This is a genomic window from Glycomyces endophyticus, assembly GCF_039531525.1.
GTDB classification, from domain to species: Bacteria; Actinomycetota; Actinomycetes; order Mycobacteriales; family Micromonosporaceae; genus Glycomyces; species Glycomyces endophyticus.
The window spans coordinates 1-11634 of record NZ_BAAAQF010000025.1; the positions used below are offsets into that span (position 1 = coordinate 1).

The following is an 11634-nucleotide window of genomic DNA, read 5'->3' on the forward strand; positions in this document are numbered from 1 at the left end:
CTCCTCGCGCCCGCCGGCTGGCTCGCCGCCGGCGCCGCCGACGCCGACCGGCAGCAGGCCGCCGAGGAGGCGCCGCCGGTCTGGACCGCCCCCGCCCCGGCCGGCAACGGGCCGAGCCTCAGGTCGGAACTCGTGTCCGCGGGCTACGAAGACCTCGTCGGCGCCGTGGTCGACCTGCCCTCGTTCCTCCCCGGCGACGACGAGGTCGACGAGGCCTGCCCGACCGAGGAAGCGGTCGTGGTCCCCGGCTGGGCCGACACGCCCGACGAGACCGGTGCGGTGTTCCTGAAGGAGTACGCCACCGTGCGCTTCACCGAAGGCGGGGAGCAGTTCCCGCTGGCACTCCTCGGATGCGACCACGGCGACGGCACGGCGTTCCAGGTCGTGGCCCTCAGCCACGTCGACGGGCAGTGGTCGACACTCGCCCAGCTCGCCGCCACCCGGGCCGACGGCGCCGTGCCGGCGTGGGCCGCACCGGCGATCGGGCTCGATCCGGGCGTCACGATCGGCTTCACCGAGCGGTACGACCCCGGAGCGGACGACCTCGACTACTGGTTCGAGTCCGTCACCCTCGACGCCGAAGGCGAACCGGTGCGCACGCCCGTCGACGGCTTCGACGCCGAGGGCTACGCCGACCTCGACGTCACCATGGCCGCCGCGGCCACCGACGAGCCCGGCGTCTGGGACCTCACCGCGACCGTCCGCAACGACGGCCCCAGGGACGCGACCGGCTACGAGGTCTACCTGTGCGTTCGTTCGAGCCAGTCGTACATGGACATCGGGCTCCCCGACTGCGACGGCGGCGAGTGCGCCGACACCGGCGACGGCTGCCCCGACGACCGGGAACCCGCCGCGGTCGTCGACCTGCCGGTCGGCGAGCACGCCACATACGAGTGGACCGTGGCGATCGACCTCGACCGGTGGCAGGCGTACCTCGACGCGCTCGGCGACGCGGTGCTCGTCTGTCCGATGTTCCAGGTCGACGTCCAGAAGGACACCGACGACCCCGCGATCCCGCGGGCGTTCACCAGGGCGACCCTGCACGCCGAGTTCCTCCCGTAAGGCCCTGCGCCCCAACGCGATCCGAAGCGCCCCCGCGGGCCGTGCCCGCGGGGGCGCCGCCGTGCCCGCAAACTGTGAACTAGAACTCCACAACGGAGTGCGTCACTCCCGGCCCGGCGCTCGTGTATCTGATGCGGACCCCCAACCCGCAGCACCGTATCCGAGGAGCCCCTATGACGCCCACCCGCGACAGCTCTTCTCCACCGATGGAGGGAGGCGCCGCGGCGCAGCTGCTGCCCATGCGCGCCAGCCTCGAGTTCGACGACTTCTACGCCGCCAACGTCCGGGTCATCACCGGCCAGATCTACGCCTACACCGGCGACCGGGCGGAGGCCGAGGACCTGGTGGCCGAGGCGTTCTGCCGCGCGCTCGCGCGCTGGCGGAAGGTGCGCGAGTACGAGAACCCCACGGCGTGGGTGCGCCGCGTGGCGTGGAACCTCGCCACCAGCCACCTGCGCCGCCGCGGGGTCGTCCAGCGCTTCCTCAACCGGCAGCGCGAGACCCACGAGCAGGCGCCCGACGGCGACCGCGTCGACCTCATGCGCGCGCTCGCCGGCATCGGCCCGCACCACCGCAAGGCCGTGATCCTCCGGTACATGGCGGGGTTGACCGTCGCGGAGATCGCAGAGCAGGAAGGCGTCGCCGAAGCCACCGTCCGCTCCTGGCTGACCAGGGGGAAGGCCGCACTCGCGGGCCGACTCACCGTCCAAGACGAGATGGAGCAGCGATGAGCACGCCCGACGACACGCTCTTCGAAGAGGCGTTCGGCGAATTCGCCCACGCCGCCGAACTCATGGTCGACCCGGTCGACTCCGCCGTGATCCACGGCCGGGTGCGCCGGCGCCGGACCACCAAGGGCGCCGTGGCCGCCGCGCTGGCCGCGCTCATCGTGGCCGTGCCCGCCGCCTGGTGGCTCCAGGAGTCCAACGGCGACGAGGTGGACCCGCCGCCGGCGGAGGAGACCACCGGCGAGACCACCGAGGAGGAGACCTCCCCGGTCGACACCGGCACCGGCTCCGGCGAGGTCCCGCAGGGCCAGGAGACGGAGTCCGAGCTGATCCTGCCCACGTTCAACGAGCTCGTGGGCGCCGAGATCGAGCTGCCGGAGTTCTTCCCCGGCGCGGGGTCCCTCAACGACGCCTGCCCGACCGCGCCCGCGACCATCGGCACCGCCGAGGACAGCGGGTACGGCGACGGCAGGATCCGGCTGCTGAAGCTGGTGCAGGTGCGTCTGGAGGAGGACGGCCCGCTCGAAGCGGTCGCGCTCTTCGGCTGCACGCCCGGGGACGCGCTGGTCACCCAGGCCGTGGCGATCGCCGGCGACGGCGAGGGCGGCTGGGACGCCACCGAGGAGGTCGCCCTCGGCGACTCGAACTCGTTCCCGCTGGTCGACATCGCCCCCGCCGCGGTCACCGGGCTCCTCCTGCTGGTCACCGAGCCGCACGGCACCGACCATTCGGGCCCGCTCGACTACGACATCTTCCGGTACCGCACCGGCGCGACGCTGGAGGACGTCACCGCCACCGCCTACCAGTGGGGGATCACCGACCTCGGCGTCGAGGTCGAGAAGACCGACAACGGCGACGGCACGTGGACCGCGGCGGTCACGGTCACGAACAACGGCGACCACGAGCCCCAGCCGTTCGACCTGGAGCTGTGCGTCGACGAGGGCCTCAGCGTGGAGGGCGCCGACGACATGGCCGTGTGCCTGGACGGCACCACGGTCGCCGAGCGGTACGAGACGCTCGCCCCCGGCGATGCCGTGACCACCGAGTGGACGGTCGAGGCGGGTCCGGTCGACGAGTGGAGCGGCGACGCGCAGGTCGGCGGCGCGTACTTCGAGGCGCGGGTCAGCACGGACATGTACACCGTCGACACGTTCGCGTTCGACTTCGACGTCTCGAACAACTACGCCAACATGGTGATCCTCCCCGAGGAGGTCGACGCGGGGGCCTGACCGGGAACGCCGGAGCGGGCCGGGGCAGATGCCCCGGCCCGCTCTTGTCAGCGCTGTTCGACGGTGCCGTCGTCCGGCCGTGTCGGCGGCCGTGCCGCCGTCCGGCCGTGTGCCGCTCTACCCGAGGGCGACGCCCGCCTGCTCGAAGTCCTCCAGGGCCTTCGCCCGGGTCTCCTCGGCGACGGCGGCCGTGTAGTCGATGAGCACGGTGGTCGCGAAGCCCTCGGCCGCGGCGTCGAGGGCGGTGGCGCGCACGCAGTGGTCGGTGGCGATGCCGACGACGTCGACCGCGTCGACCTCGCGGGCACGCAGCCACTCCGCCAGGCCCGTCTCGCCCGCGGAGCCCTCGAACCCGGAGTACGCGGCCTCGTAGGCGCCCTTGTCGAAGACCGCCTCGGCGAGCGTGTGGTCGAACCCGGGGTGGAAGCCCGCGCCGGCCGTGCCGACGACGCAGTGCGGGGGCCAGGAGTCGCGGAAGTCCGGCTCGGCCGAGAAGTGCAGGCCCGGGTCGATGTGCCAGTCCCGGGTGGCGACCACGTGGTCCCAGCGGCCCGGGGCGGCCTTGATCAGCTCGGTGACGGCCGCCGCGACCGCCGCGCCGCCCGCGACGGGCAGCGACCCGCCCTCACAGAAGTCGTTCTGGACGTCTACCACGATCAGTGCCCGGCTCATGTCAACGATCCTAGTGACGCGGGGCCGCGACCGGTAGTGCAGGGACGCGACTGCGCGCGATTCGTGACCCGGGGAGCGCGAAAGCCCGCCGGCCGGAGCCGACGGGCTGTCGTTCGCAGGTCGCGGGCTAGTGGCCCTTGACCTCCTTGACCAGGTGTCCCCACTTCTCGTCGAAGACGGGGCGCTCCGAGCGGATGCGCGGGAGGCGGTCGAAGTTGCGCAGCGGCGGCGGGCAGCTGGTCGCCCATTCGAGCGAGCCGCCGTAGCCCCACGGGTCGTTGGTCTCGACCACGCGCCCGGCCTTCCAGGACTTGAACAGGTTCCAGATGAACGGGAGCGTCGACAGGCCGAGGACGAACGCGCCGATCGTCGAGATCATGTTCAGCGTCGTGAAGCCGTCGGACTCGAGGTAGTCGGCGTACCGGCGGGGCATGCCCTCGGCGCCGAGCCAGTGCTGCACCAGGAACGTGGTGTGGAAGCCGATGAAGGTCAGCCAGAAGTGGACCTTCGCGAGGCGCTCGTCGTACATGCGCCCGGCGACCTTCGGGAACCAGAAGTACACGCCGGCGTAGACCGCGAACACGATCGTGCCGAACAGCACGTAGTGGAAGTGCGCGACCACGAAGTAGGAGTCGGAGACGTGGAAGTCCACCGGCGGGCTCGCGAGCAGGACGCCCGACAGGCCGCCGAGGAGGAACGTGACCAGGAAGCCGATGCTGAACAGCATCGGGGCCTCGAAGGTCAGCTGCCCCTTCCACATGGTGCCGATCCAGTTGAAGAACTTCACGCCCGTGGGGACCGCGATCAGGAAGGTCATGAGCGAGAAGAACGGCAGCATGACCGCGCCGGTCGCGTACATGTGGTGGGCCCACACGGCCATCGACAGGCCCGCGATCGCCAGGGTCGCGGCGACGAGCGTCTTGTAGCCGAAGATCGGCTTGCGGCTGAACACCGGGAAGATCTCCGAGACGATGCCGAAGAACGGCAGCGCCACGATGTACACCTCAGGGTGCCCGAAGAACCAGAACAGGTGCTGCCACAGGATCGCCCCGCCGGTCTCGGCGTCGAAGACGTGCGCACCGAGGGTGCGGTCGGCCATGACGGCGAGGAGCGCGGCGAACAGGATCGGGAAGACCAGGATCATCAGCAGGCTGGTGATGAGGATGTTCCAGGTGAAGATCGGCATCCGGAACATGAGCATGCCCGGCGCGCGCATCGTCACGATCGTGGTGATCATGTTGACGGCGCCGAGGATGGTGCCCGCACCCGAGATGGACAGGCCGACGAACCACATGTCGGCGCCAATCCCGGGGGAGTTCACGGCGTTCGACAGCGGCTGGTACGCGAACCAGCCGAAGGACGCCGCGCCGCCCGGCGTGATGAAGCCGGCGACCGCGAGGGTCGAGCCGAGCAGGTACAGCCAGTACGCGAAGGCGTTCAACCGCGGGAACGCGACGTCCGGCGCGCCGATCTGCAGCGGCACCAGGTAGTTGCCGAACGCGAACACGATGGGCGTCGCGAACATCAGCAGCATGATGGTGCCGTGCATCGTGAACAGCTGGTTGAACTGCTCAGAGGACACGATCTGGAGGCCGGGGTGGAACAGCTCGGCGCGGATCAGCAGGGCCAGGATGCCGCCGATCGCGAAGAACGCGAACGACGTCACGAAGTAGAGCAGGCCGATCTGCTTGGCGTCGGTCGTGCGGAGTGTGCGGGCGAGCCAGGAGCCCTTGGGCTCGCGGCGCACCGGCCACGGACGCGCGACGATAGGCGTCGGCTCAAGCTTCGGCTCAACCGTGGTCACGTGTGGGCCTCCAGATTCATTTCCAGGTAGCGAACGCAGCATAGCCCCGCGAAACGCCGCCGACGCGGAGGGGCGCAGCCCGTGCGGCGTGGCGGAGCGTGATCGCCCGGTGATCGTTCGGTGGTTGTCGCAGGTCCGATACGCGGAGCGTCACAGCGACGGGAGTCCCCGCGCGGGCCGTCGATGGGCGCGGCCCCGCGCGGGTGAGCAATCTCCTACGGCGCCTAGAGGCCGCGGGCGTCGGGCTCGAGCGCCGCGTAGACGCGCTTGACGAGCAGGGCGGTCTCGTAGCCGACCTGGCCGAGGTCGCAGCCGGCGTTCGCGAGGACCGCGAGCTGGGCCCGGTCGCCGACGGCCATGAGCAGCAGCACGCCCTCGTCCATGTCGATGACGGACTGGCGGATGCGGCCGGCGTCGAGGACCTTCGCGGCCCCCGTCGTCAGGCTCGCGAGCCCGGAGGTGATGGCGGCGAGCTGGTCGGCCCGGTCGGTCGACAGCCCCCTCGAGGCGGCGATGGCGAGGCCGTCGACGGACACCGTGAGCGCCTCGGAGACGTCCGGCACCTTCTCCACGAAGGAGGTCAGGAGCCAGTCGAGTTCACCGACGTTCTTGTCCTTGCTATCCATCTCGCTGCTTTCTATTGGCGTTGTTCGTGCGCGGCGGCCGCCGCGATGCCGGAGGCGAAACCGGCGAGCCGGTCCCGGATCTCCGCCGGGTCGAGATCGGCGCCGCCGCCCTGCCGGGCAGTGGGGACGGAGCCGGGGAGCAGTCGGGAGCCCGGCGCGCGACGGGGCAGTTCGGCGCCGTTGGTCCTGCCGGAGTTTTCGAGTGCTCGGTTCACCTTCCTGAAGGTAACATCCAGCGTCTCGGGAGCGGGGCCCGCAGGGGCCTGCACCGGCTTGCCTCCGTTGAGTGTTCCCCCAGCTACGGGGCGTGGCTCGGGGGCCGGACCGGCCTTGCGGGGGCGCGGCACGATCGGCTCGACGGCGCTCGGCGCGGCCGTCTCGGCGCCCGTTCCGGTCACCGGCAGGTTCGCGGCGCGGGCCGACAGGGCCAGGCGCGCGGCCGACCCCGTCAGGTCCGGCGACAGGCCCACCGGGTCCTCCGCGTGGGCGCTCGCCGGGATGCGCACCAGCGCCAGCGTGCCCTTGCCCATCGTCGAGTGCAGCTGCACGCTCACCGAGTGCTCGGCGGCGAGGCGACCCACGACCAGGAGGCCCATGGTCGCGGTCAGCTCCGAGTTCAGCTGGGTCGGCTCGGCCAGGCGGCGGTTGATCGCGGCCATCGGCTCGGGCGCGAGGCCGATGCCGTCGTCGGCGATGGAGATGACGATCTCCGAGCCCGAGCGGCGCGAGGTCACCCGCACCGACTGCGTCGGCGGCGAGTACGCGGCCGCGTTGTCGAGCAGCTCCGCGAGGATGCGCACCAGGTCGCCGGCAGGCTTCGTCTCCAGCCGGACCGACACCTGGTTCTCGACCAGGACGCGGCCGGCGTCCTCGATCTCGGCGACCGCGTCGCGGAGGATCGTGTCGAGGTTCGCCGGGTGGTTGTAGCGGCGCTGCGGGTCGCCGCCCGCGAGCAGGAGCAGGTTCTCCTCGTTGCGGCGCATGCGCGCGAGCAGGTGGTAGACCGAGCGCCACTCGTCGGGCACCGCGTGGTCCGGGGCCTGGTCCACCAGGGACTCCATGACCTGCTGCTGGCGGCGGATGAGGCTCTGCCCGCGGCGGGCCAGCGTCTTCATCATCGCCTCGACGTCGATGCGCAGCAGCGCCTGGTTCGCGGTCTGGCGCAGGGCCTGGTGGTGCGCGGCGCTGAACGCCTCGGCGAGGCTGTCGAGCTCGTCGGAGTACCGCGAGTCCGAGGTCTGCACCGTCTGGCGCTTCGCGGTCTGGAGCAGCCGGTCGACCTCGTCGGCGTTGGCGGCCTGCGACACCGCGGCCACGGTCTTCGGGAGCGTGTCGTACGCGGCGGTCAGGGTCGCCTCGCGGACGCCGTCGACGCGGAGGCTGATGCGCCGCGCCAGCATCGCCGCGGAGATGATCGACGTCAGCGCCAGCACGATCACCAGCGCGAACGTGGTGAGGAGCGTGCGCGAGGACGCGTCGCGAATCGCCTCGACGTCGTCCTGCATGGCGTCGAGGACCGACTGCTGCGTGGTGTCGAGGGCCGCGACGATCGCGCCCTGCGAGTCCGAGAACTCCTTGGGGCTGATGGTCGGCACGTTCCCGCGGGCGTAGATCCCGAAGGACAGCTGCGCGAGTCCGACCGCGTCGGAGTCCATGGCCGCCTTGTACACCGAGCTCGTGTCGCTGGAGGCGTTCGCCTGGAACTCGGCGATCTGGCGGTCGAAGTTGCCCGACAGGTACGCGGCCTCGGAGAGCTCGGCGCGCCCGACCACGACCGCGTCGGCCTCCTTCAGGATCACCAGGTCCGTGGACACGGCGAACTGGATCTCGGCGGCGATGCGGCTGGCCTGCATGAGGGCCGCGAGCGAGTCGAGGTGCGCGGCGACCTCGGCGTCGTCGACGAGGCGGGGGAGGATCGCGGCGATCGCGACGATCTTGTTCGCGACGTCGCGGTAGATCAGGTAGGCGTCGGCGACGTCGTCGTCCTCGAAGCTGGCGTCCCCGGCGGCGAGCCGGTCGAACGCGGTGCGGGCCGTCTCGAGGTCGTCCGCCTTGGCGAACAGGGACTCGAGGTCGTCCTCGAGGTCGGGGAAGCGGGCGGTCACCGACGGGGTGCTCTCCTCGAGCCGGTCGAAGGCCCAGTCGGTCTCGCGGCGGGCGACCGCGGAGTCGAACGCGCCGCCGCCGCCGTTGATCACCGACTGCACCAGGGGGCCGGCCTCGAGCCGGTGCGCCTCCAGGGCGTCGTTCAGATCGGCGGAGAGTCCGGCGAGCACCTCGGCGTCGGTCGCGTTCTGGTACTCGTCCCAGACGCTGACCGTCTGGAACAGCCCGAGGACCAGCATCCCCATGAGCGCCGCGGCGATCGGAAGCATCAACTGCATCCGGATGGGGAGACGACTGGTGCGCTGCCGGGCTTTACGGGACATCTCGGGGGGCGTCCTTTCTGGGGGCGACGATCCGCGCTGCGGCGTGCTGGACACCATCTTCGCTTGTCGTCGGAGGGGCTGTTGAGGCGGGGCTCACCCCACGAGGGGGCGCGCCGATGGGTACCGGTATAGCCGTTTTCGTGCACGAAGAGCCAGCGACGCGGCGAAAAGCACCGGTCCGACGCGGCCCGTGTACATGGCGATCGTCAGCAGCCACACGGAGGGTTCGGACAGGTCGTAGGTGATGCCGGTGGACTGGCCGACGGTGGCGAACGCGCTGGTCACCTCGAACATGATCGCGGTGATCTCGATGTCGGGTTCGAAGCGCTGCATGAGGAACACGCCGAACGCGTTGCACGCCACGTAGACCAGGGCGACCGCGAGCGCCTCGCGGATGACGGGCGGGTCGATGCGGCGGCGGAACGCGGTCACGTCGGGCTCGCCGCGCACCTCCGCCCAGATCACCAGGAGCAGCAGGAAGAACGTGGTGACCTTGATGCCGCCGGCGGTCGAGGCGGCGCCGCCGCCGATGAACATGAGGATGATCGAGGCCAGCTGCGAGTCCTCGCGCATGGCCCCGATGTCGATCGAGTTGAAGCCGCTGGCGCGGACCACCGACGACTGGAAGAACGCCGGCAGGATGCGGTCGTACCAGGGCCACTGGCCGAACGTCGCCGGGTTCGACCACTCGAACGCCAGATAGAACGCCCAGCCGCCGAGGATGAGCACGGCCGAGCCGACCAGGGTCAGCTTGGTGTGCACCGACCACTGGTGGCGGCCCCAGTGGCGCCGCGTCATCTCGAAGATCACCGGCATGCCGAGGCTGCCGAGGATCGACCCGAGCGCGATCGGCACGCAGATCCACGGGTCGGTCGCGTAGCTCATCATCGAGTCCGAGAACAGCGCGAACCCGGCGTTGTTGAAGGTGCTCACCGAGTGGAACACCCCGTACCAGACCGCCTCGCCGAGCCCGAAGTCCAGCGAGGAGAACCGGATCGCGAGCGCGAGCGCCACGATCGCCTCCACGACGAACGTGAACGCGATGGTGCGCAGCAGGATCGCGCGGAAGTCGCCGAGGTTGAGGGCCTGGCTGATCTCCATCCGGGTCGCGAGCTTGGTGCGCAGCCCCAGCTTGTGGGTGACGAGCAGGGCCATGAGGACCGCGCTCGTCATGATGCCGAGGCCGCCGATCTGGAACAGCAGCATGATGACGAACTGCCCGAACCAGGACCAGTGGACGGGCGTGTCGAGCACGGCCAGGCCGGTCACCGACACCGCCGAGGTGGACGTGAACAGGGCGTCCGCGAACGAGGTCCGGTCGTCGCCGAGGTGGGCGACGGGGAGCATGAGCAGCAGGGTCCCGGCGACGATCACGCCCATGAACAGGAGCGGGATGAGGCGGCCCGGGTGGCGGAAGAACGCCTTGACCTTCGAGATCATGTGGTGGAGGCGAACGCCTCGACCTTGGTCGTGGCCCCGGAGACGATGAGGGTGTCCCCTTCGGAGACGACCGTGTCCGGGGTGGCGTACGTGAAGTCCTCGCCCGGCTGCTTGACGCCGACGACGGTGACGCCGTACTTCGAGCGCAGCCGCGACTCGGCGAGGGTCCGGCCCACGGCCTCCGTGGGGGCCTTGGTCTTGACGATCGCGAAGCCGTCGTCGAACTCGATGAAGTCGAGCATCTTCCCGCTCACCAGGTGCGCGACCCGCTCGCCCATGGCCCATTCGGGATAGACCACGTGGTGGGCGCCGGTGCGGTGCAGGATCTGGCCGTGCTTGGCGTTGATGGCCTTCGCCCAGATCTCGCGGACGCCGGCCTCCTCGCAGGCGAGGACGGTGAGGACGCTCGCCTCGATGTCGGTGCCGATCGCGACCACGACGTGGTCGAACTCGCCGATGCCGAGCTGCACGAGGACCGCCGACTCGGTCGAGTCGGCCTGCACGACGTGCGTGAGCGTCTCGGAGGCGCGCTGGACGATCTCGGGGCGCTCGTCGATGGCGAGGACCTCGTGGCCCAGCCGCGTGAGCGACTCGGCGACGGCGGACCCGAAGCGGCCCAGGCCGATCACCGCGATGGACTCTTCGGGGAGGTTCTCGCCCCGGCCGAACAGGTTCATCCGCTCATCCCTTGGCCTGGATCAGGTGCTGACACGACGTCTGATTGTGCCACCCGCCCGCACCCCGCGGGTGCCGCGGCCGCGCTCCGGGCAAAAGAATGAGGAGGACGGTCGATAACCCCTCATGACCGCCCCCCTCGAACACCCCTAACACTCTCCAAGGATGGAGGAGACTCCAATCCTACTCTGCGAGCACGGCCCTGAGGAAGTCCTGAGTGCGGGCTTCTTGCGGCTCCGAGAACATGGCGTCGGGCGCCCCCTGCTCGACGATCCGGCCGCCGTCGAACATCATCACGCGGTCGGAGACGTCCCTCGCGAAGCCCATCTCGTGGGTCACGCACAGCATCGTGATGCTGGTGGTGTCGGCGACGTCGCGCAGGACCGCGAGCACGTCGGCGACGAGCTCGGGGTCGAGGGCGCTGGTGACCTCGTCGAGGAGGAGGACGTCGGGGTCCATCGCCAGCGCGCGGGCGATCGCCACGCGCTGCTGCTGGCCGCCGGACAGGTGCGAGGGGTACTCGCCGGTCTTCTCGGCGAGGCCCACGAGCTCGAGCAGGTCCCTCGCCTTCGCCTCGGCCTCCTCCTTGCCGCGTCCGGCGACGTGGACCTGGGCCTCGGTGACGTTGCGCAGGACGTTCATGTTCGGGAACAGGTTGAACTGCTGGAAGACCATGCCCACGCGCGAGCGGCGCTGCCGCAGCCACTTCTCGTTCGCCGGGACCAGGGCGCCCTTCTTCTCCATGTGGGAGTAGGGCTTCCCCTCCAGCCACACTACGCCGCCCTCGCGCTCGGGGTCGGCCTTGGGCGTGACCTTCTCCAGCGTCATGAGCAGCCGCAGGATCGTGGTCTTGCCCGAGCCCGAGGGCCCGATGAGCGTCACGCGCTCCCCGGGGTCGACCCGGAAGCTCAGCTCGTCGAGGACCAGGAGATCGCCGAAGGACTTGTCGACGCGGTCGAACTCGATGAT

Annotated in this window: 10 protein-coding genes; 3 read left to right on the forward strand and 7 right to left on the reverse strand. The window is 70.6% G+C overall.

What is annotated here, in order from left to right; translation table 11 throughout:
- The 3 genes from ABD419_RS22580 to ABD419_RS22590 form a co-directional block, all read left to right on the forward strand.
- Nucleotides 1-1062: hypothetical protein (locus tag ABD419_RS22580; protein WP_344491574.1), on the forward strand; the 1062-nt coding region annotated here is incomplete at its 5' end.
- Between the two features lie 173 nt (nt 1063-1235).
- The gene (locus ABD419_RS22585; RefSeq protein WP_344491577.1) at nt 1236-1793 is read left to right on the forward strand and encodes an RNA polymerase sigma factor; all 558 of its coding nucleotides are present in this window, start codon (nt 1236-1238) and stop codon (nt 1791-1793) included.
- A complete protein-coding gene (locus ABD419_RS22590; protein ID WP_344491580.1) occupies nt 1790-3019 on the forward strand; it encodes a hypothetical protein in 1230 nt (409 codons plus the stop codon). Before ABD419_RS22585 ends, ABD419_RS22590 begins: the two co-directional genes overlap by 4 nt.
- 117 nt (nt 3020-3136) lie before the next feature.
- On the opposite strand, the gene ABD419_RS22595 is transcribed toward ABD419_RS22590, so the two are convergent.
- From ABD419_RS22595 to ehuA, 7 genes are all read right to left on the reverse strand, one after another.
- A complete protein-coding gene (locus ABD419_RS22595; RefSeq protein ID WP_344491583.1) occupies nt 3137-3691 on the reverse strand; it encodes an isochorismatase family protein in 555 nt (184 codons plus the stop codon).
- A gap of 127 nt (nt 3692-3818) precedes the next feature.
- Complete coding sequence (gene ctaD, locus ABD419_RS22600) at nt 3819-5495, reverse strand: aa3-type cytochrome oxidase subunit I (protein ID WP_344491586.1); 1677 nt, start codon at nt 5493-5495, stop codon at nt 3819-3821.
- Between the two features lie 224 nt (nt 5496-5719).
- The gene (locus ABD419_RS22605; protein ID WP_091052626.1) at nt 5720-6121 is read right to left on the reverse strand and encodes a roadblock/LC7 domain-containing protein; all 402 of its coding nucleotides are present in this window, start codon (nt 6119-6121) and stop codon (nt 5720-5722) included.
- A gap of 11 nt (nt 6122-6132) precedes the next feature.
- Entirely contained in the window at nt 6133-8496 is a 2364-nt protein-coding gene (locus ABD419_RS22610; RefSeq protein ID WP_344491592.1) for a sensor histidine kinase, read from the reverse strand.
- 147 nt (nt 8497-8643) lie between these two features.
- On the reverse strand, nt 8644-9990 hold the full coding sequence (locus ABD419_RS22615; protein ID WP_344491595.1) for a TrkH family potassium uptake protein: 1347 nt from the start codon (nt 9988-9990) through the stop codon (nt 8644-8646).
- The gene (locus ABD419_RS22620; protein ID WP_344491598.1) at nt 9987-10667 is read right to left on the reverse strand and encodes a potassium channel family protein; all 681 of its coding nucleotides are present in this window, start codon (nt 10665-10667) and stop codon (nt 9987-9989) included. The genes ABD419_RS22615 and ABD419_RS22620 overlap by 4 nt, the downstream gene beginning before the upstream one ends.
- Before the next feature lie 181 nt (nt 10668-10848).
- On the reverse strand, nt 10849-11634 hold the full coding sequence (gene ehuA, locus ABD419_RS22625; protein ID WP_344491661.1) for an ectoine/hydroxyectoine ABC transporter ATP-binding protein EhuA: 786 nt from the start codon (nt 11632-11634) through the stop codon (nt 10849-10851).

Excerpts from the sequence above, each read along its gene's own strand:
- ABD419_RS22610 (WP_344491592.1), bottom strand. The coding sequence starts at position 8,496 with ATGCTTCCGATCGCCGCGGCGCTCATGGGGATGCTGGTCCTCGGGCTG.
- ABD419_RS22590 (WP_344491580.1), top strand. The coding sequence starts at position 1,790 with ATGAGCACGCCCGACGACACGCTCTTCGAAGAGGCGTTCGGCGAATTC.
- ABD419_RS22605 (WP_091052626.1), bottom strand. The coding sequence starts at position 6,121 with ATGGATAGCAAGGACAAGAACGTCGGTGAACTCGACTGGCTCCTGACC.
- ABD419_RS22615 (WP_344491595.1), bottom strand. The coding sequence starts at position 9,990 with ATGATCTCGAAGGTCAAGGCGTTCTTCCGCCACCCGGGCCGCCTCATC.
- ABD419_RS22620 (WP_344491598.1), bottom strand. The coding sequence starts at position 10,667 with ATGAACCTGTTCGGCCGGGGCGAGAACCTCCCCGAAGAGTCCATCGCG.
- ABD419_RS22595 (WP_344491583.1), bottom strand. The coding sequence starts at position 3,691 with ATGAGCCGGGCACTGATCGTGGTAGACGTCCAGAACGACTTCTGTGAG.
- ABD419_RS22585 (WP_344491577.1), top strand. The coding sequence starts at position 1,236 with ATGACGCCCACCCGCGACAGCTCTTCTCCACCGATGGAGGGAGGCGCC.